Below are 23,516 nucleotides of genomic sequence, written 5' to 3' on the forward strand. Positions count from 1 at the left end.
CCCGGCACCGCTCAGCTCGCGGTCACCACCGCCGGGCGGCGGGACGCGATGACCTTCTTGGCCAGGGATTTGGGACTGGTCAGGAAGCCCCAGCCCCAGCACAGGTGCATGGTGGCGAGGGCCACCGGGATCTGGAGGCGTGCCTTCAGGGGAAGGCCCTTGCCCGCCGGGACGGAACCCAGCACGATCGCCGCGAGATAGCCGCCGGGGATCACGAAACCCCAGGGCGTCAGGGCCGCGCCGACCACGATGCCGGCCACGATGGCGAGCAGCGCCGTCGGCGGGGCGAGGTAGCGCAGGTTGATGGAGCCCTCGTGGTAGCGGGCGACGACGTGCCGCCAGCGGCCGTAGTCCTTGTACTGCTTGGCGAGGGCCTTCACCGACGGACGGGGGCGGTACGACACCCGCAGCTCCGGCGAGAACCAGATCAGGCCGCCCGCCTCACGGATGCGGAAGTTCAGCTCCCAGTCCTGGGCGCGGATGAACTCCTCGTTGTAGCCGCCCTGTTGCTCCAGCGCCTCGCGCCGGAACACCCCGAGGTAGACCGTCTCGGCCTCCCCCGCGGCGCCGCCCGTGTGGAAGACGGCGTTGCCCACGCCGATCTTCGACGTCATCGCGGCGGCGACGGCGTGCTCCCAGTCGTTCTCGCCCTCGGCGTGCATGATGCCGCCGACGTTCTGCGCGCCGGTCTCCTCCAGGAGCCGTACGGCGGTGGCGATGTAGTTCGGCGAGAGCATGCCGTGGCCGTCGACGCGGACGACGATCGGATGGCGGGAGGCCTTGATCGCGGCGTTCAGGGCGGCGGGCGTGCGGCCGGCCGGGTTCGGCACGGTGTGCACGCGCTTGTTCTCGAAGGATGCGGTTTCGGCTACGAGCTCGGCCGCGATCTCGTCCGTGCGGTCCTTCGAGGGACCGAGGGCGAGCACGACCTCCATCTCGCCGTCGTACTCCTGCGCGAGGATCGCTTGGACGGCTCCGCGCAGATGCCGCTCCTCGTCGAGGACGGGCATGATCACAGATACGGCGGGGAGGCGCACGTCGGAATTGGCGTTCATCGGTGCTCACGTTACCGCGAACGGGGGACACGTTCGCGCCCCGCCGGGGCGGCGGACCGGGCCACAGATCGTATGGACCTACGGTGCTCACGGATCCCACGTACGGCCGTCGCCCGGAGGTGTCCCCCTTGCCCACGCCGCCACGGTCCGCCGCCACCGCCCGCCCCGAGCGCCGCCCCCAGCCGCCCCGCGCGCCACAGGGGCGCTCGCCGCGGCCACCCGTCCGGCGCAAGAAGCCGCGCTGGGCCATGCGGGCGGTGACGACGCTGTCCGTCGTCGTCCTCGCCTCGGCCGGGATCGGGCACGCGGTGGTCACCAGCCTGGACGCGGACATCGCCCGCGTCGACCCCTTCAAGGACATGAAGAACCGCCCGCGCGCGGGCCACGGCATGAACGTCCTGCTGGTCGGCACGGACGGCCGCGACAAGATCAGCGAGCAGGAGCGGCGCCGCTACCGTCTGGGCGGCGCGCCCTGCCACTGCACCGACACGATCATGATCGTGCACATCTCGGAGGACCGGGAGCGGGCCAGCGTGGTCAGCCTGCCGCGCGACTCGTACGCCATGACGCCCCCGCACGTCGACGAAACCACCGGGCACCACCACAAGGGCCACCCCATCAAGCTCAACGCGGCCTACGCGGAGGGCGGTCCGAACCTCACCGTGCGCACCGTCGAGGACATGACCCATGTGAAGGTCGACCACTATCTGGAGGTCGACTTCACCAGCTTCATGAAGACGGTGGACGTGCTCGGCGGGGTGAAGGTCTGCACGGCCGCCCCCCTCAAGGACACCTACACCGGCCTGAACCTCCCGGCCGGCTCCCACACCCTGATGGGCGGCCAGGCCCTCCAGTACGTCCGGGCCCGGCACGTCGACGGCGCCTCCGACCTCAGCCGGATGAAGCGTCAGCAGCGCTTCCTGGCGGCCCTCATCGACCGCGCCACGTCCTCGGGGATCCTGCTGAACCCGATGAAGTTCCGTGACGTGACCCGGGCCGTGCTCGGCTCGGTCCGCGCCGACAAGGGCTTCGGCACCGACGAACTGCTCGACCTCGGCCGGGCGATGCGCGACTTCTCCCCCTCCTCCTCGGAGTTCACGACGGTCCCCATCGGCCGGATGGGATACGCCGTCAAGGGCGTCGGCTCGACCCTCAAGTGGGACACCGCCAAGGCGGACCGCCTCTTCCGCGCCCTGAACGACGACAAGCCGCTCACCGCGCACCGGCCGGTCAGCAAGGCGGTACGGGTGGACGTGGCCCCGCAGCAGATCCGGGTCCAGGTCGAGAACGGGACGCCGACGGCGGGCCTCGGCAAGCGCGTGGACTCACAACTGGCCGCCACCGGCTTCCGTACCACCCGGGCGCCGTCGAACGCGGCCGACCGGACCGTGCGGCGCACGGTCGTGGCCTACGACCCCCGCTGGGACCGTTCCGCCAAGTCCCTGGCCGCCGCGCTGCCCGGCAGCGAGCTACGGGCGGTCAAGGGCCTGGGACCGACCCTGAAGGTGATCGCGGGCGCGGACTTCCGTGAGGTGCGCAAGGTCCGCGCGGACGACCCGTACCAGGGCGAGTTCGGGGTGGTGACGGGCGACCAGGTGGTGTGCCCGTAGTCCGTCAGCGGAACAGGGGCTCCAACGCCCGCTCCAGGTCCGCCGGTTCGCGGAAATGGACGGTGTGCATGCCGAGGGCGGCGGCCGCGGTCACGTTCTCCTCGCTGTCGTCGACGAAGAGGCAGCGGTCGGGGCTGACGCCGGCCAGGTCGGCGGCGAGCCGGTAGATGCGCGGGTCGGGCTTGGCCAGGCCCACCCGCGCACTGTTGACGACGTGGTCGGCGAGGTCGCTCAGGCCCATCGAGTCCAGGTCGGACTCCAGCTCCAGGGCCGCGTTGGAGACCAGCACCAGCGGCACCCGGACGCGGGCCCGGCGCAGCAGGCCCACCACCTCGTCGTCCGCGTGGAAGGGCGACTCGAGCAGGGCGCGGGCCAGGTCGAACGCCGTCTGCGGCTCGGGCACCAGGTCGGCGAGGTCCGCCGCGATCGCCTCCGCCCACTCCTGCGAGGTGATCTCGCCCAGCAGCAGCGGCAGATCCGCGTCCGGCGCGAACGCCAGCTTCTTGGTGGTGCCCTCGGCTATCCCGGCCACCCGCTCCAGCGCCTCCAGGCGCCCGGAGTCGAAGGACCGGATCACATTGTCCACATCGCACAGAACCGCCCCGAAGGGCGGTCTGCCGGTCACGGTGTCAGTCACTCGACACCGTGACCTTCTGGTCGTTGTTCAACTCGTTCACCAGCGTCTTGACCTTCGCCTTGTCCCAGAGGAGGTTGCCGCCGCTGGAGCCGGAGATCGGCATGTTCATGGAGGTGCCGTCGCCGCCGCTGACGCCCTTCATCGCGAAGAACATCGACGCCAGGTCCCACAGGCTCATGTCCTTGTCGACGCTCAGCGAGTCGAGGCCCGAACCGAGGGTCGGGTAGAGCTTGAAGGGGTTGAGGATGGTCGCCGGGGTCGCCACCTGGTGGGCCAGCGCGGACAGGAACTTCTGCTGGTTCTTGGTGCGCTGGAGGTCCGAGGCGGCGAAGGCGTGCCGGGTGCGGACGAAGGCCAGGGCCTGCTCGCCGTTCAGCTTCTGCTTGCCGGCCTTGAAGTCGGCGCCCGAGTACTTGTCCTTGAAGGCCTTGTCGATGTCGATGGTGACACCGCCGACCGAGTCCACGATGTTCGCGAAGCCGGCGAAGCCGATCTCGACGTAGTGGTCGATGCGCAGCCCCGTGTTGAACTCGACGGCGCGCACCAGCAGGGTCGGGCCGTCCTCGGCGTAGGCCGCGTTCAGCTTGGTGTGCCGGCCGGTGCTCGGGTAGGTCTTGCCGGAGGTCGAGCCCTTGTACGACGGGATCTCGACGTCCGAGTCGCGGGGCAGCGAGATCAAGGTGTCGCCGCTGTCGCCGACGTGCAGGATCATCATCGAGTCGGTGCGCTTGCCCTCGGCGGAGCCGGTGTGCAGGTCCTTCTTCTGCTCGTCGGACAGGCCCGCGCGGCTGTCGGAGCCGACGATCAGGTAGTTCGTGCCGTCGCCGCCCGAGGGGCGGTCGATGACCTTGGACAGGTCGACGTCACGGTTGAGCTTGGAGTCGGCCCAGAAGTAGGTCGCGACGGACGTCACCACCAGCACCGTGACCAGCGTGATCGCCGTCCACTTGATGCGGCGGCGCCAGTTCGGCCGGGGCCGCTCGCCCTGGTAGCCACCGCCGCCCTGGCCTCCGCCGCCGGGCGAGCCGTAGACCTGGCCGGTGTTGTAGCCGTCGTTGGCGGAACCCTGGCCGTAGCCCTGGTCGCCGTACCCCTGGCCGTCGCCGTACCCCTGATCGCCGTATCCCGGCTGCTGCGGCACGGAGCCGCCGTAGGGCGGTGCGGACGGGCCGGAGGCGCCATAGGCGCCCGAGGCGGGCCGACGAACCTGCCGCATGACGCGTGCAGGGTCGGGCTGTGCGCTGGCGCTGCCTCGTCCGTACCCGCCGCCGCGGTTGTTGTCGGACCATTCCTCGGGCCAATCGTTCATGGGGCCCAGTGTGCCGTCCGCGGCCATGTCCTTTACAAGGGTCGTCGGAAAATCAGGGCACTGCTGTTGCCAACCCGACACAAAGTCCCCGGAAGTCACCTCGGCATAGGGTGGCGGTCATGACAGATCTGGCCTCCACCGCGGAGTCGAACAGCCCGGAGACCCCGGACACCTCGGACATCCCCGGCAAGCCCACCTCGGCGTCCCGGACCACGCTGAGCCACATCATGACCAACGCCGACACCAACCTGTTGGGCACCGTGCACGGCGGCGTGATCATGAAGCTGGTCGACGACGCGGCGGGCGCGGTGGCCGGCCGGCACAGCGGCGGTCCCGCCGTCACCGCGTCCATGGACGAGATGGCGTTCCTGGAGCCGGTCCGCGTCGGCGACCTGGTCCATGTGAAGGCGCAGGTCAACTGGACCGGACGGACCTCGATGGAGGTCGGCGTACGGGTCCTGGCCGAGCGCTGGAACGAGTCGACCCCGGCCACCCAGGTCGGCTCGGCCTACCTGGTGTTCGCGGCCGTGGACGCGGAGGGCAGGCCGCGGCGGGTGCCGCAGGTGATCCCGGAGACCGAGCGCGACGAGCGCCGCAACCAGGAGGCCCAGATCCGCCGCACGCACCGGCTGGCGCGGCGGCGGGCGATCATGGAGCTGCGCGAGAAGCGGGCGGCGGAGGGCCTGGACGACTGACGGGGGGGCCGGCTCTCGCCGGCCCCCTCCGCGACTGTTACGGAAGGTTCCGCGCCATGACGATGCGCTGGACCTGGTTGGTGCCCTCGTAGATCTGCGTGATCTTCGCGTCGCGCATCATGCGCTCCACCGGGTAGTCCCGCGTGTACCCGTACCCGCCGAGCAGCTGGACCGCGTCCGTGGTGACCTCCATCGCCGCGTCCGACGCGAAGCACTTCGCGGCGGCACCGAGGTAGGTGAGGTCGGCGTCGCCGCGCTGTGAGGCGGCGGCGGCCTGGTAGGTCAGGGCGCGGGCGGCCGAGATCTTCATGGCCATGTCGGCGAGCATGAACTGGATGCCCTGGAAGTCGGCGATCGGCTTGCCGAACTGCTTGCGCTCCTGGACATAGCCCTTGGCGTAGTCGAGGGCGCCCTGGGCGATGCCGAGGGCCTGGGCGGCGATGGTGATGCGGGTGTGGTCCAGGGTCTTCATCGCGGTGGCGAAGCCCGTGCCCTCCTCGCCGATCATGCGCTCGGCGGGGATGCGGACGTTGTCGAGGTAGACCTCGCGGGTCGGGGAGCCCTTGATGCCGAGCTTCTTCTCGGGGGCGCCGAAGGAGACGCCCGGGTCGGACTTCTCGACCACGAACGCGCTGATGCCCTTGGAGCGCTTGGTGGGGTCGGTCACCGCCATCACCGTGTAGTACTCGCTGACGCCCGCGTTGGTGATCCAGCGCTTGACGCCGTCGAGGACGTAGTGGTCGCCGTCGCGGACCGCCTTCGTCTTCATGCCGGCCGCGTCGGAACCGGCGTCCGGCTCGGACAGGGCGTAGGAGAACATGCCGTCGCCCTTGGCGAGCGGGGTCATGTACTTCTTCTTCAGGTCCTCGGAGCCGGAGAGGATCACCGGGAGCGAGCCCAGCTTGTTCACCGCGGGGATGAGGGAGGAACTCGCGCAGACGCGGGCCACCTCCTCGATCACGATGACCGTGGCGAGCGCGTCGGCGCCCCCGCCGCCGTACTCCTCGGGGACGTGCACGGCGTGCAGGTCGTTGGCCACGAGGGCGTCGTGGGCCTCCTGCGGGAAGCGGGCCTCCTCGTCCACCGCGGCGGCGTACGGCGCGATCTTCGCCTCGGCCAGTGAGCGGATCGCGTCACGGAGCATGTCGTGCTCCTCGGACGGGCGGTACAGGTCGAAGTCAGCCGATCCGGCCAAGGTCTCTCACGCTCCAAGGACGCTTCTGACGCACTGTGGTGACGGTGCTAATTACCGTTAAGTAACTCAAATTTTAGGGGCCCGCCCACGGGACGCATACGTGAGCTTGGCGACAGAGGGAAAGGTGCCCGTCGAAGGCCCTTTCCACGCCCCGGTTATGCTCGGGCACCGCAGCAGCAGCCGTACCTCTCGGGAGCCCCCATGAGCCTCAAGATCACCGTGATCGGCACCGGCTATCTCGGCGCCACCCACGCCGCGGCCATGGCCGAGCTCGGGTTCGAAGTGCTCGGGCTCGACGTCGTGCCCGAGAAGATCGAGATGCTCAAGCGGGGCGAGGTCCCGATGTACGAGCCCGGTCTCGAGGAACTGCTGCGCAAGCACGTCGCCGGCATCGAGGGATCGAGCGGGCGGCTCCGCTTCACCATGGACTTCGCGGAGGTCGCGGCCTTCGGTGACGTGCACTTCGTCTGCGTGAACACCCCGCAGCGGCACGGTGAGTACGCGGCCGACATGTCGTACGTCGACTCCGCGATCGCCTCTCTCGCGCCGCACCTGACCGGCCCCGCCCTGGTCGTCGGCAAGTCGACCGTGCCCGTCGGCTCGGCCGACCGGCTCGCCGCCTACCTCGCCGCGAACGCGCCGGCGGGCGCGGACGCCGAGCTGGCCTGGAACCCCGAGTTCCTGCGCGAGGGATTCGCCGTCCAGGACACGCTGCACCCCGACCGGATCGTGGTCGGCGTGCGCAGCGAGCGGGCGGAGAAGCTGCTGCGCGAGGTGTACGCGACGCCCCTGTCCGACGCGACACCGTTCGTGGTCACCGACTTCCCCACCGCCGAGCTGGTGAAGACCTCGGCGAACTCCTTCCTCGCCACCAAGATCTCCTTCATCAACGCGATGGCGGAGGTGTGCGAGGCCGCCGACGGCGACGTCGCCAAGCTCGCCGAGGCGATCGGCTACGACGACCGGATCGGGAAGAAGTTCCTGCGGGCCGGCATCGGCTTCGGCGGCGGCTGTCTGCCCAAGGACATCCGGGCGTTCATGGCGCGCGCCGGTGAGCTGGGCGCGGACCAGGCGCTGACCTTCCTGCGCGAGATCGACTCGATCAACATGCGCCAGCGCGGGCGGATGGTCGAGCTGACCCGGGAGGCGCTCGGGGGCGGTTCCTTCCTCGGCAAGCGGGTCGGCGTCCTCGGCGCCGCCTTCAAGCCCGACTCGGACGACGTCCGGGACTCCCCCGCGCTCAACGTCGCGGGCCAGATCCATCTCCAGGGCGGCCAGGTCACGGTGTACGACCCCAAGGGCATGGCCAACGCCCGCCGCCTCTTCCCGACCCTCGGCTACGCCGACACGGCCCTGGACGCGGTCCGCGGCGCCGACGTGGTCCTGCACCTGACCGAGTGGCAGGAGTTCCGCGACCTCGACCCGGCGGCCCTCGGCACGGTCGCCTCCCACCGCCTCGTCCTCGACGGCCGCAACGCCCTCGACGCGGAACTGTGGCGCAAGGCGGGCTGGACGTACCGGGCGATGGGCCGTCCGACGGCTTAGCGGGAAGGCCTGTGCGGTGAGCCGGCGAGTGCGGCGCCACGTCGGTCCCGGGCCGCCCGTGGCGTGACGGCGGACGGCGCGAAGCACGCCCGACGGCACAACGGGCCGACGGGAACGACCGGCGCCGCGAGACACCCGCCTCGCAGGCGCCCCAGGGCACGGACGCGGCGGAGCCGGCACGGGTCCCGCCCGACGGCGTATCGCAGCGCCCCGCCCCACGGCCGGACACAGGCGACGCCGGTTCGGCCGAGGCTCAGTCGGCCGAACCGGCGTCTGGCTGCATTCTGCACCACCGGACCCACCCGCAGGCGGGGAACCACTCGGCCTTGGGAGCTACTTGGCTCGGTACCGCCGCATCTTCGCCCGCGCCCCGCACACCTGCATCGAGCACCAGCGGCCGCGGCCTGCCGGGCTGCGGTCGTAGTAGGCCCAGTGGCAGGTCGGGGCCTCGCAGGCCTTGAGGCGGGTCCAGGTGCCGTCGGTGAGGGAGTCGGCGATCGCCGCCGCGACGCGGGAGAGCAGGGGGTCCCCGTCGGCGGGAGCGAGGCGCGCGGAGCCGTCGTCGGTGTCGATCGTGACGAGCAGCGGGGCCCCGGCCAGCAGGACGCCGAGCGGGGTGACCTCGCGGTGCGGCGGGTGTCCCGCGTGGGCGAGCAGCGTGACGCGGAGCGACTCGCGCAGGTCACGGGCCCCGGGCACCTCGGCCGCCGTGAGCCCGAAGCGGGCCCGGCCGTCCGCCGTGTCGAGTCCGTCGACGCCCCCCTCGAGGTCCAGCGTGTTCACCAGGCCCTGGACCAGGACCAGGCCGCCGGGCGCCGGAACTCTCTCACTCATGCTTGCGACGTTACCTCCAATACGGGAGCATGCAGTAACCGTTACCTCTTGCACCGCTCTAAAGGTAACTGGCTGCACGCAACTAGTGAGGAGTAGTCATGGCCATCGCCAAGCTGGGCGCCGTCGTCCTGGACTGTCCCGACCCCCGCGCGCTCGCCGGCTTCTACGCCGAGATCCTGGGCGGCACCGTCGAGGGCGAGGGAGACTGGGTGGACCTGAAGGTGCCCGACGGGCAGTCGCTGGCGTTCCAGGAAGCACCGGGGTTCGTCCCGCCGAAGTGGCCCGCGCCGGACCGGTCCCAGCAGTTCCACATCGACCTCACCGTCGAGGACCTGGACGCGGCCGAGGCGGACGTACTGGCGCTCGGCGCGAAGACCCTGGACGCGGACGACCGCTCGCGGACGTTCCGTGTGTACGCCGACCCGGCGGGGCACCCGTTCTGCCTGTGCGCCTGCTGAGAAGAGGCTCCAAGGCCCGCCGAACCGACCGTCGACCAGGAGGCACCCGTCATGCCCGTGGCCCGTTTCCGTTCCGTCGTGCTCGACTGCCCCGACCCGCGCGCACTCGCCGAGTTCTACGCGGCGATCCTGGGCGGCACACCCCGCGTGGAGGACGAGGACTGGGTCGTCCTGGAGGCACCCGGTGTACCGCGCCTCGCCTTCAGCCAGGACCTCGGCCACCGGCCGCCGACCTGGCCGCGCGAGGGCGACAACGGCCAGCAGTTCCACCTCGACCTCGACGCCGGCCCGACCTGGGCGGAGTTCGACGCGGCGCACGAGCGGGTGATGGCGCTGGGTGCCCGGCCGCTGGACCTGGAGGACCGCGAGGAGAAGGACTTCCAGGTGTACGCCGATCCGGCCGGGCATCCGTTCTGCCTCTGCCGGATCGAGAACCCGCGACCGGCCGACAACCCCTGACTAACCGTCCAGCTCGGCGATCTTCGCCGTCGAAGGATCCCGGCGCTGCTGGGCCGCGCGGGCGGTGAAGTCGGCGCCGCGCAGGACGCGTTGGACGTTGCCCCAGGTGAGCAGGGCGATGTCGGACTCGGTCCAGCCGCGGTGCAGGAGCTCGGCGATGAGGTACGGGTAGCAGGAGGCGTCGCCGAGGTCCTGCGGGTGCGCGGTGCCGGCGTCGTAGGTCCCGGACAGGGCCACGCACTCCGGCCCCGCGACCTCGCGCACGTGGTCGAGATGGTCGGCCACGTCGCGGACGGACGGCCCGGTCTGCTCGGCGGTGAGCGGCACCATGCACAGGCCCTTGGCGGCGCCCAGCGCGGCGAGCAGGCCGTCGGGCAGGTTGGACGGGTGCGGGCGCAGGGCGCGGGCGGCGGAGCGGGTGCACACCACCGGCGCCTTGGAGACGGCGAACGCGCGGCGGGCGGTCTCCTCGGAGGCGCCGGAGACGTCGGCGAGCACGCCGAGCCGGTTCATCTCCCGTACCACCTCCTCGCCGAACCGGGTCAGCCCCGCCTCGCTCGCCCAGGACGCGCCGGACAGGGTGAGGACGCGCAGGCCCAGGGCGTGCAGGGCGCGCAGGATGCCGAGGGAGTCGCCGAGGGCCGAGGCGCCGGCCGGCCCCAGCAGCACGGCGACCCGGCCGCAGTGCCGGGCGTCGGTGGTCTCCCCGGCGGTGCGGGCCAGGCGCAGACCCTCGGGGTGGCCGTGCACGACGGTCTTCACCAGGTCCAGCTGCTCCAGGGTGGCGCCGACCGCCCGGTCCCCGGCCAGCCCCTCGGGCAGGTGCAGGGACCAGAACAGCGCGCCGACGTGCCCCTCGCGCAGCCGCGGCACGTCCGTGTCGACCGCGCTCTCGCCGAGCTCCAGGTCGAACCACGGCATGTGGCGAAGGGCCCACGGCAGGCCGCTGTAGCCGTCGGCGACGGGATGCGCGGCGAGGATGGCGTGGGCGCGCTCCAGGGGCGCGGTGTCCGGATCGGAGACGGGGGCGTACGGCTCGCCGGGCTCGAAGGGGTCCGGGAGGTCGTCGAGCGCGCCCACCTCGGTCGTGGGGTGCAGTTCGTCCTGGAGGTCTGCCATGGCGGGCTCCGTACGTCGTGAAAGTCCCGGTGGGGGTACCGTCACCGTCGCACGAGGGCCGGAGGCCTTCCTGGTGGGTGGGGCGTTCGGGGGTCGGCCGGTTCAGCGACCCGCCGCCCCCTCGCCCTCTTCGCCCCCTCGGCCGTCTCAGCCGTCGAGGGACTCGATCGTGGCGTTGGACGGGCCCCGCGTCGCCTGGAGCTCGCGCGCCACGTCCTCCGCCGCGCCCAGCACCCGTACCGAGTTCTGCCAGGTCACCTTGGCCAGGTCGGACTTCGACCAGCCGCGGTCCAGCAGTTCCGCGATGAGGTTGGGGTAGCCGGAGACGTCGTTCAGACCGTCGGGTGTGAAGGCCGTGCCGTCGTAGTCGCCGCCGATGCCGAGGTGGTCGACGCCCGCGACCTCGCGCATGTGGTCGAGGTGGTCGGCGACCGTCGGGACCGTGGCGACCGGACGGGGGTTGCGCTCCTCGAAGGCGCGGTGCAGCTTCATCGCCTCGGGGCTGGTGTCGAGGTGGTGCAGTCCGTGGGCGCGCAGGTTCTCGTCGGCGGCGGCCGTCCAGTCCACGGCCGCCTGGAGCACGAACTTCGGCACGAACGTCACCATCGCCACGCCCCCGTTCGCGGGCAGCCGCTCCAGGACGTCGTCCGGGATGTTGCGGGGGTGGTCGCAGACGGCCCGCGAGGAGGAGTGGGAGAAGATCACCGGCGCCGAGGTCGCGTCCAGCGCGTCCCGCATCGTCGTCGCCGCCACGTGCGAGAGGTCGACGAGCATGCCCTCGCGGTTCATCTCCCGCACGACCGCGCGGCCGAACTCCGAGAGCCCGCCCACGCCGGGTTCGTCCGTCGCCGAGTCCGCCCACGGCACGTTGTCGTTGTGGGTGAGCGTCATGTAGCGCACACCGAGGGCGTACAGCCCCCGCAGTGTGCCGAGGGAGCTGGCGATGGAATGCCCGCCCTCTGCACCCATGAGCGAGGCGATACGACCCTCCCGACGCGCCGCCTCCAGGTCCGCCGCGGTCAGCGCGGGCGCCAGGTCCGCCGGATAGCGGGCCAGCAACTGCCGTACGCAGTCGATCTGTTCCAGCGTCGCGGCGACCGGCTCGGGCTGGTCGGAGGGGACGTACACCGACCAGTACTGCGCCCCGACCCCGCCCTCGCGCAGCCGCGGGATGTCGGTGTGCAGGTGGGCGTTCTGGTGCGCGGCGATGTCACGCGAGTCCAGGTCGTAGCCGACCTGCTTGCGCAGCGCCCAGGGCAGGTCGTTGTGGCCGTCGACGACGGGGAACTCGGCGAGCAGCGCGCGGGCCTCTTCGAGGGACGTCATCGCCGTCACTTGCCGAATCCGAAGCCGCCGGTGCCGCCGCCCTCGACCTTGGCGCGCAGGCGTTTGCCCTTCTCGGTGGCCTGGTCGTTCAGCTCCTGCTGGAAGTCCCGCATGCGGCCGAGGAGTTCCTCGTCGTGGGTGGCGAGGATGCGGGCGGCGAGGAGACCGGCGTTGCGCGCGCCGGCGACCGAGACGGTCGCGACGGGGACGCCGGCCGGCATCTGCACGATGGAGAGCAACGAGTCCATGCCGTCGAGGTACTTCAGGGGCACGGGGACGCCGATCACCGGCAGCGGGGTCACCGAGGCGAGCATGCCCGGGAGGTGGGCCGCGCCGCCCGCGCCCGCGATGAGCACCTTGAGGCCGCGGCCGTCGGCCCGCTCGCCGTACGTGATCATCTCGCGCGGCATGCGGTGGGCGGAGAGGACGTCGACCTCGTACCCGATCTCGAACTCGTCGAGGGCCTTGGCGGCGGCCTCCATGACCGGCCAGTCGGAGTCCGACCCCATGACGATGCCTACGACGGGTCCTGCAACGGGGCTCATTCGGTGATCGTGCCTCTCAGATAGCCGGCGGCGTGACGGGCGCGCTCCAGCACCTCGTCCAGGTCGTCGCCGAAGGTGTTGACGTGGCCGACCTTGCGGCCGGGCTTCACGTCCTTGCCGTACATGTGGATCTTGAGCTTGGGGTCGCGGGCCATGCAGTGCAGGTACGCGGAGTACATGTCCGGGTAGTCGCCGCCCAGGACGTTGACCATGACGGTCCACTTCGCGCGGGGGCGCGGGTCGCCGAGCGGGAGGTCGAGGACCGCGCGGACGTGGTTGGCGAACTGGCTGGTGATCGCGCCGTCCTGGGTCCAGTGGCCCGAGTTGTGCGGGCGCATGGCCAGTTCGTTGACGAGGATGCGGCCGTCGCGGGTCTGGAACAGCTCGACGGCGAGGTGGCCGACGACGTCCAGTTCCTTGGCGATGCGCAGGGCCAGTTCCTCGGCCGCGAGGGCGAGGGACTCGTCGAGGTCGGGGGCGGGCGCGACGACCGTGTCGCAGACGCCGTTCACCTGCTGGGACTCGACGACCGGGTAGGCGACGGCCTGGCCGTGCGGGGAGCGGACGACGTTGGCGGCGAGCTCGCGGACGTAGTCGACCTTCTCCTCGGCGAGGACGGGGACGCCGGCGCGGAAGGGGGCCTCGGCCTCGGCGACCGAGTCGACGACCCACACGCCCTTGCCGTCGTAGCCGCCGCGGACGGTCTTGAGGACGACCGGGAACCCGTCGCCCTCGGCCGCGAACGCGGCCACGTCGGCCGGGTCGGCCACGATCCGGTGCCGTGGGCACGGCACCCCGAGCGCGTCGAGCCGCGCCCGCATCACGCCCTTGTCCTGGGCGTGCACGAGCGCGTCGGGGCCGGGGCGCACGGGGATGCCGTCCGCCTCCAGGGCCCGTAGATGCTCGACGGGTACGTGTTCGTGATCGAAGGTGATCACATCGCAGCCCCGCGCGAAGTCACGCAGCGTGTCGAGGTCGCGGTAGTCGCCGATGACGACATCGCTGACGACCTGCGCCGCGGAATCCTGAGGGGTGTCACTGAGGAGCTTGAACCTGATGCCGAGCGGGATGCCTGCCTCGTGTGTCATACGAGCGAGCTGGCCCCCGCCGACCATGCCGACTACCGGGAACGTCACGCTCCTAGGGTATCGGCCGGACCGGGGCCGCCGATTTCCGGCCGTTCTTCCCGGTCTCCAGCGGTTCTCCATCGGCTCTTACCCGGCTTTTCCCTGGCATTTCCGCAGCTCTTCCCAAGCTGTTCCCCAGCTGTGAGCTCGTACACAGGAGATTACGAAGAGGGGGTGGTTAGCATGGCTGGGTTGACGAAACCGACCGGACGGGGGCCTGCACGACCATGGGACGTGGTTCCTCCGGGCTGCGAAGGCTCGTACACGAGGCCGCCAAATTCGGCGCGGTGGGCGGCGCGGGGCTTCTCGTCAACCTCGGCGTGTTCAACCTCATGCGGCACTCCACCGACCTCCAGGTGGTCCGCGCGAGCGTCATAGCCACGGTCGTGGCGATCGTCTTCAACTACGTCGGCTTCCGCTACTTCACCTACCGAGACCGCGACAAGGGCGGGCGGACGAAGGAACTGACCCTGTTCCTGCTGTTCAGCGCGGTCGGCCTGGTGATCGAGAACGGCGTGCTGTACGCGGCGACCTACGGCTTCGGCTGGGACAGCCCGCTGCAGAGCAACATCTTCAAGTTCCTCGGCATCGGCATCGCCACCCTCTTCCGCTTCTGGTCCTACCGCTCCTGGGTCTTCCGCGCCCTGCCGGCCCGCGAGGCCGTCGCCAGCGCGGAGTCGTTCCTGGAGGAGGCGGAGACCGCGGTACGGCCCACTGTGGAGCAGCGCGCCGTCTGAGGCACGTCCTAGACCCCTAGCGGACCGTCGTGGGTTCGTCGTCGTCCGGGTCCAGGGGGCGCTTCAGAGGATTGCGGGAGAGGAAGAGCCCGAATACCGGGGGCTTGGTCTGAAGCATCTCCAGGCGGCCTCCGTCGGCCTCCGCGAGGTCGCGGGCGACCGCGAGGCCGATGCCCGTGGAGTTGCGGCCGCTGATGGTCCGCTCGAAGATCCGCGCCCCCAGATCGGCGGGCACCCCCGGTCCCTCGTCCGTCACCTCGACGACGGCCTGGTTGCCGACCACACGGGTGCGCAGCGCGACCGTGCCGCCGCCGTGCATGAGCGAGTTCTCGATCAGCGCCGCCAGCACCTGCGCCACCGCGCCCGGCGTGCCCACGGCCTGTAGGTGCCGCTTGCCGGAGCTGACGATCGCGCGGCCCGAGCTGCGGTAGGCGGGGCGCCACTCGGCGAGTTGCTGCTGGATGACCTCGTCGAGGTCGAAGGAGACGGCGTTGCCGGTGCGCGGGTCGCGGGAGTTCGTCAGCAGCCGCTCCACCACGTCCGTGAGCCGCTCGACCTGGGTGAGGGCGACGTTGGCCTCCTCCTTCACCGTGTCCGGGTCGTCGGTGAGGGTGATCTCCTCCAGCCGCATCGACAGCGCCGTCAGCGGCGTACGCAACTGGTGCGAGGCGTCGGCGGCCAGCCTGCGCTCGGCGGTGAGCATGCGGGCGATGCGCTCGGCGGAGGCGTCCAGGACGTCGGCGACCCGGTCCAGCTCGGGGACGCTGTAGCGCTTGTGGCGGGGGCGCGGGTCGCCGGAGCCGAGGCGTTCGGCGGTCTCGGCGAGGTCGGTGAGCGGGGAGGCGAGCCGGTTGGCCTGGCGGATCGCCAGCAGTACGGCGGCGATCACCGCGAGCAGCGCGACCAGGCCGATGATCAGCAGCGTTCGGCCGACCTCGCGCGTGACGGTCGACCGGGGCTCCTCGACGACGACGGTCTCGCCCTCTTCCCCCTTGGCGTGCCCGCGGATGACCTCGCCCTCGGGCCGGGTGCCGACCTCGATGACGGGCTCACCGGGGATCCGGATCACGGCGAACCGATCCTGCGTCACCTGGCTCCGCAGCACCTCGGCGTTCACGGTCCCGGCCCCGATGAGCCGGCTGTCCACGATGCTCGCCAGCCGCTGCGCCTCGGAACTCACCCGTTCCTGCGCGCTGTTGCTGATGGTCCGCGTCTCGACGATGACGAGAGACACCCCGAAGACGGCGATCACGACGAGCACGACGGCCAGGGTGGACTGAATAAGACGACGGCGCACGAACTTCCTCCGGGCGGTGACTCAACAGGGGGCGAGGACGCAGACGCCCCTGTCTTTGTCTTTGTCTTTCAGGGGCGCGGGGAACTGCGCGACCAGCCACAAACAACCCGCACTCGCCATCGTCGCATCGGTCCTACGGCGAGCAGGCGTCAGCTCTTCTCGAACCGGAACCCCACACCACGCACCGTGGCGATGTACCGAGGGTTCGCCGCATCATCCCCGAGCTTCTTGCGCAGCCAGGAGATGTGCATGTCGAGCGTCTTGGTCGACGACCACCACGTCGTGTCCCAGACCTCCCGCATCAACTGGTCCCGGGTCACCACCCGCCCGGCGTCCCGCACAAGCACCCGAAGCAGGTCGAACTCCTTGGCGGTGAGCTGAAGCTCCTCGTCCCCCATCCACGCCCGGTGCGACTCCACGTCGATGCGCACGCCGTGCGTGGCAGGTGGCTGCGCCGGCTCCGCCGCACCGCGCCGCAACAGCGCCCGCACCCGGGCCAGCAGTTCGGCCAGCCGGAAGGGCTTGGTGACGTAGTCGTCCGCGCCCGCGTCGAGGCCGACGACGGTGTCCACCTCGTCGGCGCGCGCGGTCAGGATGAGGATGGGCACGGCGTGCCCCTCGGCGCGCAGGCGGCGGGCGACCTCCAGGCCGTCCATGCCGGGCAGACCGAGGTCGAGCACGACCAGGTCGATGCCGCCCTGGATCCCGGCGTCGAGCGCGGTGGGGCCGTCCTCACGCACCTCGACCTCATAGCCTTCCCGGCGCAGGGCGCGGGCCAGCGGCTCCGAGATGGACGCGTCGTCCTCGGCGAGCAGTACACGGGTCATGAGGTGATGGTAGACCGCTCTTTACCTGAGCTGGGGTGTGATCGGCCCCCATGATTCTTACCTTTGGGCGTTCTGGTGCGAACCTCTGTCTGTGGGATGCGATCGTGGGAGGGACCTTGGAAACAGGCTTGCGGTTCCGCCGCCACCTGTGATCCGTGTCTCAAGTCCTTCCATATCCGGCAGTGTCCTGCCGTATGGTGATCGGGCGCGTGCGGCACCGTGGGGACCTTTGGCGAGGAAATGACGCTGAAGGTCTCTTTTGTGTGCGGGCCGGCTCTCACCGGCCTTGAAAGAAACGCGCGCGTGACCCCAGCAGCAAGGATCGACCCATGGCGTCCAGCCTGACGAAGGACTCGGTGACTCCGGGCACCCCCGGTTCCGAGCAGACCTTCTTCGGCCACCCCCGCGGACTGGCCACTCTCTTCATGACCGAGATGTGGGAGCGCTTCTCCTACTACGGCATGAAAGCCCTGCTCCCGCTGTACCTGGTCGCCCCGGGCGGCCTGCACCTGAGCGCGGCCACCGCTACCGCGATCTACTCGGTGTACCTGTCGCTCGTGTACCTGCTCGCCCTGCCCGGCGGCTGGTTCGCGGACCGGGTCCTGGGCCCCCGCAGGACCGTCGCCGTCGCCGGCGTGATCATCATGCTCGGCCACCTCACCCTGGCGCTGCCGAGCGCGGGCACCTTCTACGGCGGTCTCGGTCTGGTCGCGATCGGCTCGGGCCTGCTGAAGGCCAACATCTCCACGATGGTCGGCCACCTCTACGACGGCCCGGACGACCCGCGCCGCGACGGTGGCTTCACGGTCTTCTACATCGGCATCAACGTGGGCGCGTTCGCCGCGCCGCTGGTGATCGGCACCGTCGGCGAGAACGTCAACTGGCACCTGGGCTTCGCGCTCGCCGCGCTCGGCATGGCACTGGGGCTGGCCCAGTTCCTGCTCGGCACCCGTCACCTCAGCTCGCGCTCCGACATCGTCCCCACGCCGATGTCCGCCGAGGAGAAGGCGGCCACGCTGCGCAAGGCGGGCTTCTGGGCGGCCGTCGCGATCGTCTTCTACGCGGTCGTCGGCTTCTCCGGCCACTACACCCTGAACTGGCTGCTGGTCCCGATCACCGTGGCAGGACTGGTCATCCCGGTACTGGTCATCGCCCGGATCAAGCGGGACAAGGACCTCGACCGGGCCGAGCAGTCGAAGATGTCCGCGTACATCTGGTTCTTCGTGGCGGCGGCCGTGTTCTGGATGATCTACGACCAGGGCGGCTCGACCGTGTCCCTGTTCGCGGACTCCTCCGCCGACAACACGGTCTTCGGCTGGGAGTTCCCGGTCTCCTGGTACCAGTCGGTCAACCCGGTCATGATCATGGCGCTCGCGCCGGTCTTCGCCTGGGCGTGGCTGGCGCTGGCCCGGCGCGGCAAGGAGCCGAGCACGGCGACGAAGTTCGCGATGGGCCTGGTCCTGATCGGCGCGTCCTTCTTCCTCTTCCTGGCCCCGCTGGCGATCGCGGACGGCGGCCACAAGGCGGCGGCGCTGTGGCTGGTCGGCATCTACTTCGTCCAGACCGTCGGCGAGCTGACCCTCTCCCCGGTCGGCCTCTCGGTCACCACGAAGATGGCCCCGGCGAAGTACGCCTCGCAGATGATGGGCGTCTGGTTCCTGGCGGTCACCGCCGGCGACGCGACCACGGGCCTGCTCTCCATCGCCGGCGTCGACCTCAACAAGACGGGCATCGTCGCCCTGGAAGCGGTGCTCGCGGTGATCGCGGGCACGGCGGTGTGGATGTACCGCAGGAAGGTCCGCGAGCTGATGGGCGACGTGCACTGACGTAAGCCCGGTCCAGAGATCCACGAAGGGTCACCGCCTCCCTCGCCGGACGCGGTGACCCTTCGCTCCTACCTGGTCCTTCTCCGGCCCGGCATGAACGTGAAGACGGCCCCGCCCAGCAGGATCGCCGTGCCGGACACCAGTCCCAGCGCCTTCAGCGCCCCGTGGTCGTCCGCACCCGTCGCCGCCAGGCCCCCGTCCGTCGACGACGTGCCGGACGTCGTGCTGCCGCCCGAGGTCGACGAACCGCCCGCCACTCCGCTCGCCTGTTCCGTCGTGTCCAGGGTCAGGGAGACCTCGGTCCTGTCCGGTGTGCAGGTCGTGGTGGTGCCGAGGGCCTCGATCGTGAGGATGCCCGGGGAGAGGGTGGAGGAGCCGCTCGCGCCCGGCTTGTAGGTGCCGGTGAGGTCGGGGATGGCGATGGGGTCGCCGGTCTTGATGGCGTCCGCGTTCAGCGGGCCCTCCACGTGCACCAAGCCCGAGTCGGCGCCGGCCACGATCACGTCCATCGACGGCTTGACCGAGCCCGCCGGGATGTCGGCCGGGCTGTCCATCACCGACTTCTTGAACTGCACCGTGAGGTCGAAGTCGCCGCCGTCCTTCTTGGCGTTGATCTGGATCGGCGAGGTCGCCTTCTTCTCACCCAGGGGCGACTGGCAGGTGTACGGGATGTCGACCTCCTTGCCGGTGAAGTCGGTCTGGCCGCCGGTGCCGTCGCTCTCGCTGGGGGTGGCGGTGGGCGTGTCCGAAGGGGTCGGCGTGTCGGTCGGCGTCTCCGTCGGAGTGTCCGTCGGCGTCGGCGTGTCCGTGCCGCCGCCGTCGCCCGCCGTCACCGTGATCGTCGCCGCCGGCTGTACCGTCACCGTCGGCGCGCACTGGGTGTCGGTGCCGAAGGCGTTGACCTTGTAGGCGTCCGGGGTCAGGGTCACCGACCCGGCCGTCGTCAGTTTCAGCGAGCCCTTCATGTCGGACAGCACCATGGTGGCGCCCTTGGGGATGGCCGGGTTCTCGCGCGGCCCCTGCATCGCCACGGACGCGGTCTGCGCGCCGGCCGCCTTGAGCGTGCCCGAGGGCTGCACCGAGTTCGCGGGCAGGTCGATGATGTCGGGGTTCTTGGACGCGGCCTGTGTGAACTTCCAGACGATGTCGACGGTGTCGCCGACCTTCGCGGTGGCCGGCGCGGTGATCTCGACCTTCGTGGTGCCGTCGACCGGATCGATACCGGCGGGCGGTACGCAGTGGGTGGCGTACGACACCTCGGCGGCCTGCGCGGGCGCGGCGGCCATGCCCAATAGGACGCCGGCCGAACACAGGGCCAGGGCGGCGCCCGCCGCCCCCGCTCTCCGGGCCGGTGTGGCTCTCCTCGGCTGTCTCACGTGGATCCCTTCCTGGTGGGAGTCGTCGGACCCGCGGGAGTCGTGGGACTCGCCGGAGCCGTAGGACTCGGCTGGCTGTCGTCGTGCGGTGCGGAGAGCCGACCGGCCGTGCCCGGATCGGAGTCCGGGGTGAACCACGGCAGGGTCGAAGCGACGAGGGGCTCCTCGGCGGGCGCCCGGGTGATCGTGAACTTCGGGCGGCGCAGGGAGAGTTCGGGGAGGTGCAGGCCTCGGTGGCGCAGTCCGCCCGCGCGGCGCGGGCGGACCCGGTCGACGACCGCCATGCCGATACGGAACAGCGCGGCCGGCACGACTACGCAGACCAGGATCCAGAACACGGTCACGCCCCACGGCCGGCCCACGCCCCAGGGCTGTTCGGCGAGCACCTTCCCGCTGTACTTGAGGGAGACGGTGTAGTCGCCGTGCGCGCCCGCGGCCAGGTCGACGGGGAGCTTGATCCGCGCCTTCCCGCCCGGTTCGATCGTGCCGCGCCACTCCTGTTCCTCCCACTGCGGGGCGAACACGCCGTGGGAGGTGCCGACTTGGAAGACGGGGTTCTTCACCGCGGCGGTACCGACGTTGCCGACGGTGAAGTCGAGGGTCCGTGAAGGCGGGGCGCCGAACCAGGTGAGCAGCCCGCTGGAGCCGTCGAGGCGGGTGTCGGTGAGGACCGAGAGCCGGCCGCCGGCGGTCTCGGCGGGCAGCGGTTCGACCGCGTGGCCCGCCACTTGGAGGACCGCGTCGGCCTGCGCCTTCGCGCCGGTCACGGTCGCCACGTGCACCACGCACGGGCACGGCACGGGCGGTTCGGCGACCGGAAGCTTCTTGCCGAAGGCGCCCTTGGCGTCGGTGGTGACGGCTCGACCGTCGCTGTTGGCACAGGAGTTGGTGCCGCCGACGACACCCCGGGCCGGTGTGGCCTGGCCGCAGATCAGCACCATCAGCAGCGCGTTCGCCCGCCAGCCGCTGCCGCTGACGGTGATCGAACCACCGGTCCCCGCCTGGGACTTGGACAGCTTCACGACCGGCCCGTCCGCCGCCGCGGCAGTGCCCGTCAAGGGCAGCACCAGCAGCGCGAGCACCGCGACCAGCGCGGGTATCCGACCCTTGGGCCGAGGTGTCCGAACCTTGCCGCTCACAGCACCGCTCCCGTCAATTCGGCTTCCGTACGCGAGGGTTGGGCCACCCCGCCGGCCGCCCGCGCCCGCCGCCTCCGATGTCGTACGACCATCAGGGCGCCCCCGGCGGCCATCGCGCACGCGACCCCCGCCACCGCGCCCCAGGGCACGAACCGGGCCGAGGTGTGCGCGCTCGCGTGGGCTCCGTCGGCCGCCGTCGCCGTGAGCCGGACGTCGACCGCGTCCAGGGCGGGGTGGTCGGGCCAGGGTTCGGTGAGGTCGAGGCGTTCGCCGGGGCGGAGGTGGACGGGCAGGGTGCGTGGGGCGCGGTCCAGGACCGGGCCGAGGAGGCCGTCCGCGTGCACGGCCAGGCGCGGCACCAGCACGGTCGTACCGCGGTTGACCAGCTCGTACGCGATGTGGTCGGCGTGCACAGTGACGTGTTCGACGGTCAGCGCGGACAGGGCCGGGGCGGCCGCGCGCAGGCGGAGCGGGACCGTGGCGCGGCGGCCGTCCTGGTCACGGGCGACGAGCTCGCCGGTGCGGTCCCCGGTGGCGGTCACCGTGAAGGGGATGTCGGCGCGGGTGCGGGCGGGCACCCGTACCCGGCTCTCGGCGAAGGCGATCCGGACGCCGGAGCCCGTGCCGGACAGCCGTACGGTGACGGGTCGTTGACCACGGTTGGTCACCGACACCGTGTCCCGCAGGGGCGTGCCGGGCTCGCCCTCGGCGTAGAAGGCGGGGCGGGAGCCGCCGGCGGGCGCGAGGGACCAGCCCTCGGCGGCGCTCGCCTGCGGGGCGGCGGCCAGCAGCAGCAAAGCGGACAGGAACAGGACACGCATCCGGCGGCTCCAGCGGTCGTACGGAAGGTGTCGTCAGCGGCGTACCGCCTGGCCCCGCCTGGTCAGCCACAGTGCGCCCGCCGCGCCCGCGAGCAGCACCGTGCCGCCGAGGGTGCCGAGTGCGATGGCGGAGTCGTCCGGGCCGGTCTGCGGGAGGGACGAGCCGCCCGAGTCCGTACCGCTCTGGGAGGTGCCGCCCGTGGACGAGGAGCCGCCCGCCGCGGTCACGTCGAGGGTCAGCGCGGCGCCCGGGCTGTTGGAGGGCGTGCACGTGGTGGTGGTGCCGAGCGCCTTGATGGTGAGGATCGCCGGGGCGAAGGTGACCTTCCCGGTGGCCTTCGGGGTGTACGTACCCGTCAAGTCGTTGATTTTTATGGGGGTGTTGGCCGGGATGGCGGCCTGGTTGGCGGGTCCGGTGACGTTCATCGTCCCGCTGTCGGCGCCGCCCAGTTTGATGGTGGCGCTCGGGTTCATCGCACCCTTGCCCAGCTCGACCGGGCTCGAGGAGACGCCCTTCTGCCAGGACATGGTGATCTTGTAGCCGCTGCCGCTCTCGACGCCCTTGATGTCGATGGGCGAGACGGCACTCTTGTCACCGATCGGCGTCTTGCACTGGTAGTTGACGCTCACGACCTCGGCGTTGGCTGCGGGGGCGGTCAGCAGCACCGCCGAGCCGGCCAGGGCCGCGACGGACGCGAGCGCGGCGGTTCGTTTGTGGTACGACACGATCCCCTCATTCCTGACGGCACATCAGATCGGCCGTCAAGGTACGCCCGGGGTCGTGAGGAAGGAAGACACGATGCGCGCCGGAGTTGTGGGGATCCGGCGCGCACGCAAGGGGATTCGAGTGGAGAGGGTGCTCCTGGGTGCGGGAGCGTCAGGCCGGGGCGCCCAGCTCCGCCCACACCTTCTTGCCGGGCACACCCGGGGTCCGCATGACCCCCCAGTCCAGGCAGAGCCTTTGCACGATGAACATGCCGTGGCCGCCGGGGCGGCCCGCGCGGTGCGGGGTGCGGGGGGCCGGCTCGCCGCTGCCGCGGTCGGAGACCTCCACGCGGATGACCTTGCTGTCGCCGCTGATCCAGAGCTCGTCGGGACCCTCGGCGTGCAGACAGGCGTTGGTGACCAGCTCGGAGACCACGAGCAGCACGTCCTCCGCGGTGGCCCGCCGGTCGGCCGACGCGGCGGGCAGCCAGCCCCACTCGTACAGCGCCTGACGGGCGAAGTCACGGGCGAGGGGTACGACCCCGCTCGCGCCGTCGAAGTTCAGCGTGCGGACCTGCCGGCCCACCGGGGCCGCCGCAGCCGCCGCCGGCGGCACGGCCGCATCCCCATCTCCCCCGGTCGCCGCCGCCACGCCCCCGTCGGACGCCCCGGAAGCGCCGCCGGGCTCCGGGCCGCGGTCGCCCGGCGGGTAAGGCCGGGTGGTGCTCATCAGCGCTTCACCTCACCGATTCACCAGTTCACGATTCAGAAGTCAGTACGTACATCGACGGCCGATCCGTCACTGTGCCCGCAGACCATGTTCAGGATGTCTCCTGCCCGACGGAACCGGCGGAACACCCCCCGATGTGACGCA

Annotated in this window: 23 protein-coding genes; 7 read left to right on the forward strand and 16 right to left on the reverse strand. The window is 71.1% G+C overall.

The annotated features are described in order from the left end of the window. Positions 1 to 11: 11 nt before the first annotated feature. Positions 12 to 1,055, reverse strand: a complete 1,044-nt coding sequence (locus ACWD5F_RS14120) for a glycosyltransferase family 2 protein (RefSeq protein WP_451254164.1) — start codon at positions 1,053 to 1,055, stop codon at positions 12 to 14. 128 nt (positions 1,056 to 1,183) lie between these two features. Between ACWD5F_RS14120 and ACWD5F_RS14125 the strand changes: the two genes are divergently transcribed. After that, a complete protein-coding gene (locus ACWD5F_RS14125) occupies positions 1,184 to 2,665 on the forward strand; it encodes an LCP family protein (RefSeq protein ID WP_451254166.1) in 1,482 nt (493 codons plus the stop codon). A 4-nt stretch (positions 2,666 to 2,669) separates the two neighbouring features. Here the strand turns inward: ACWD5F_RS14125 and ACWD5F_RS14130 are convergent, their stop codons facing one another. Together ACWD5F_RS14130 and ACWD5F_RS14135 are read right to left on the reverse strand one after the other, a co-directional pair. Further along, the gene (locus ACWD5F_RS14130) at positions 2,670 to 3,302 is read right to left on the reverse strand and encodes an HAD family hydrolase (RefSeq protein WP_401716882.1); all 633 of its coding nucleotides are present in this window, start codon (positions 3,300 to 3,302) and stop codon (positions 2,670 to 2,672) included. Next, a complete protein-coding gene (locus tag ACWD5F_RS14135) occupies positions 3,295 to 4,611 on the reverse strand; it encodes an LCP family protein (RefSeq protein WP_451254168.1) in 1,317 nt (438 codons plus the stop codon). Before ACWD5F_RS14135 ends, ACWD5F_RS14130 begins: the two co-directional genes overlap by 8 nt. Positions 4,612 to 4,730: 119 nt before the next feature. Between ACWD5F_RS14135 and ACWD5F_RS14140 the strand changes: the two genes are divergently transcribed. Next, positions 4,731 to 5,306 (forward strand): acyl-CoA thioesterase, encoded by a 576-nt coding sequence (locus ACWD5F_RS14140; RefSeq protein WP_451254170.1) that lies wholly within the window; start codon positions 4,731 to 4,733, stop codon positions 5,304 to 5,306. Between the two features lie 37 nt (positions 5,307 to 5,343). On the opposite strand, the gene ACWD5F_RS14145 is transcribed toward ACWD5F_RS14140, so the two are convergent. Beyond that, positions 5,344 to 6,501, reverse strand: coding sequence for an acyl-CoA dehydrogenase family protein (locus ACWD5F_RS14145; RefSeq protein WP_451254172.1), 1,158 nt, complete (start codon positions 6,499 to 6,501; stop codon positions 5,344 to 5,346). 201 nt (positions 6,502 to 6,702) lie between these two features. Between ACWD5F_RS14145 and ACWD5F_RS14150 the strand changes: the two genes are divergently transcribed. Beyond that, complete coding sequence (locus tag ACWD5F_RS14150; RefSeq protein ID WP_451254174.1) at positions 6,703 to 8,046, forward strand: UDP-glucose dehydrogenase family protein; 1,344 nt, start codon at positions 6,703 to 6,705, stop codon at positions 8,044 to 8,046. A gap of 333 nt (positions 8,047 to 8,379) precedes the next feature. On the opposite strand, the gene ACWD5F_RS14155 is transcribed toward ACWD5F_RS14150, so the two are convergent. Beyond that, on the reverse strand, positions 8,380 to 8,880 hold the full coding sequence (locus ACWD5F_RS14155) for a CGNR zinc finger domain-containing protein (protein ID WP_451254176.1): 501 nt from the start codon (positions 8,878 to 8,880) through the stop codon (positions 8,380 to 8,382). 98 nt (positions 8,881 to 8,978) lie between these two features. Between ACWD5F_RS14155 and ACWD5F_RS14160 the strand changes: the two genes are divergently transcribed. Beyond that, positions 8,979 to 9,338: a VOC family protein gene (locus tag ACWD5F_RS14160; protein WP_451254178.1), complete on the forward strand. Its 360-nt coding sequence runs from the start codon at positions 8,979 to 8,981 to the stop codon at positions 9,336 to 9,338. Positions 9,339 to 9,389: 51 nt separating this feature from the next. Next, complete coding sequence (locus ACWD5F_RS14165) at positions 9,390 to 9,797, forward strand: VOC family protein (protein WP_401716864.1); 408 nt, start codon at positions 9,390 to 9,392, stop codon at positions 9,795 to 9,797. On the opposite strand, the gene ACWD5F_RS14170 is transcribed toward ACWD5F_RS14165, so the two are convergent. From ACWD5F_RS14170 to ACWD5F_RS14185, 4 genes are all read right to left on the reverse strand, one after another. Next, positions 9,798 to 10,916, reverse strand: a complete 1,119-nt coding sequence (locus tag ACWD5F_RS14170; protein WP_451254180.1) for a dipeptidase — start codon at positions 10,914 to 10,916, stop codon at positions 9,798 to 9,800. A gap of 147 nt (positions 10,917 to 11,063) precedes the next feature. Beyond that, complete coding sequence (locus ACWD5F_RS14175; protein ID WP_451254182.1) at positions 11,064 to 12,242, reverse strand: dipeptidase; 1,179 nt, start codon at positions 12,240 to 12,242, stop codon at positions 11,064 to 11,066. 5 nt (positions 12,243 to 12,247) lie between these two features. Further along, entirely contained in the window at positions 12,248 to 12,787 is a 540-nt protein-coding gene (gene purE, locus ACWD5F_RS14180) for a 5-(carboxyamino)imidazole ribonucleotide mutase (RefSeq protein WP_401716859.1), read from the reverse strand. After that, positions 12,784 to 13,923 (reverse strand): 5-(carboxyamino)imidazole ribonucleotide synthase, encoded by a 1,140-nt coding sequence (locus tag ACWD5F_RS14185; protein WP_451254184.1) that lies wholly within the window; start codon positions 13,921 to 13,923, stop codon positions 12,784 to 12,786. Before ACWD5F_RS14185 ends, purE begins: the two co-directional genes overlap by 4 nt. Before the next feature lie 218 nt (positions 13,924 to 14,141). On the opposite strand from ACWD5F_RS14185, the gene ACWD5F_RS14190 reads away from it, so the two are divergent. After that, positions 14,142 to 14,651, forward strand: coding sequence for a GtrA family protein (locus ACWD5F_RS14190; RefSeq protein WP_451254186.1), 510 nt, complete (start codon positions 14,142 to 14,144; stop codon positions 14,649 to 14,651). Positions 14,652 to 14,667: 16 nt separating this feature from the next. On the opposite strand, the gene ACWD5F_RS14195 is transcribed toward ACWD5F_RS14190, so the two are convergent. Beyond that, positions 14,668 to 15,948 carry an ATP-binding protein gene (locus ACWD5F_RS14195; RefSeq protein WP_401716850.1) on the reverse strand — a complete coding sequence of 427 codons (1,281 nt, stop codon included), beginning with the start codon at positions 15,946 to 15,948 and terminating at the stop codon, positions 14,668 to 14,670. Between the two features lie 149 nt (positions 15,949 to 16,097). Then, positions 16,098 to 16,775, reverse strand: a complete 678-nt coding sequence (locus ACWD5F_RS14200) for a response regulator transcription factor (RefSeq protein WP_124003719.1) — start codon at positions 16,773 to 16,775, stop codon at positions 16,098 to 16,100. A 329-nt stretch (positions 16,776 to 17,104) separates the two neighbouring features. On the opposite strand from ACWD5F_RS14200, the gene ACWD5F_RS14205 reads away from it, so the two are divergent. Next, the gene (locus tag ACWD5F_RS14205; RefSeq protein ID WP_401716845.1) at positions 17,105 to 18,601 is read left to right on the forward strand and encodes an oligopeptide:H+ symporter; all 1,497 of its coding nucleotides are present in this window, start codon (positions 17,105 to 17,107) and stop codon (positions 18,599 to 18,601) included. 68 nt (positions 18,602 to 18,669) lie between these two features. On the opposite strand, the gene ACWD5F_RS14210 is transcribed toward ACWD5F_RS14205, so the two are convergent. From ACWD5F_RS14210 to ACWD5F_RS14230, 5 genes are all read right to left on the reverse strand, one after another. Further along, the gene (locus tag ACWD5F_RS14210) at positions 18,670 to 19,887 is read right to left on the reverse strand and encodes a hypothetical protein (protein ID WP_451254190.1); all 1,218 of its coding nucleotides are present in this window, start codon (positions 19,885 to 19,887) and stop codon (positions 18,670 to 18,672) included. An 86-nt stretch (positions 19,888 to 19,973) separates the two neighbouring features. After that, complete coding sequence (locus tag ACWD5F_RS14215; RefSeq protein ID WP_451254192.1) at positions 19,974 to 21,116, reverse strand: hypothetical protein; 1,143 nt, start codon at positions 21,114 to 21,116, stop codon at positions 19,974 to 19,976. Beyond that, on the reverse strand, positions 21,113 to 21,937 hold the full coding sequence (locus tag ACWD5F_RS14220) for a hypothetical protein (protein ID WP_451254194.1): 825 nt from the start codon (positions 21,935 to 21,937) through the stop codon (positions 21,113 to 21,115). Before ACWD5F_RS14220 ends, ACWD5F_RS14215 begins: the two co-directional genes overlap by 4 nt. A 33-nt stretch (positions 21,938 to 21,970) precedes the next feature. Further along, on the reverse strand, positions 21,971 to 22,663 hold the full coding sequence (locus ACWD5F_RS14225) for an LPXTG cell wall anchor domain-containing protein (protein ID WP_451254196.1): 693 nt from the start codon (positions 22,661 to 22,663) through the stop codon (positions 21,971 to 21,973). Positions 22,664 to 22,814: 151 nt separating this feature from the next. Next, positions 22,815 to 23,372, reverse strand: coding sequence for an ATP-binding protein (locus ACWD5F_RS14230; RefSeq protein ID WP_451254198.1), 558 nt, complete (start codon positions 23,370 to 23,372; stop codon positions 22,815 to 22,817). Between the last annotated feature and the right edge of the window lie 144 nt (positions 23,373 to 23,516).

The organism is Streptomyces sp. NPDC002499, assembly GCF_053595415.1.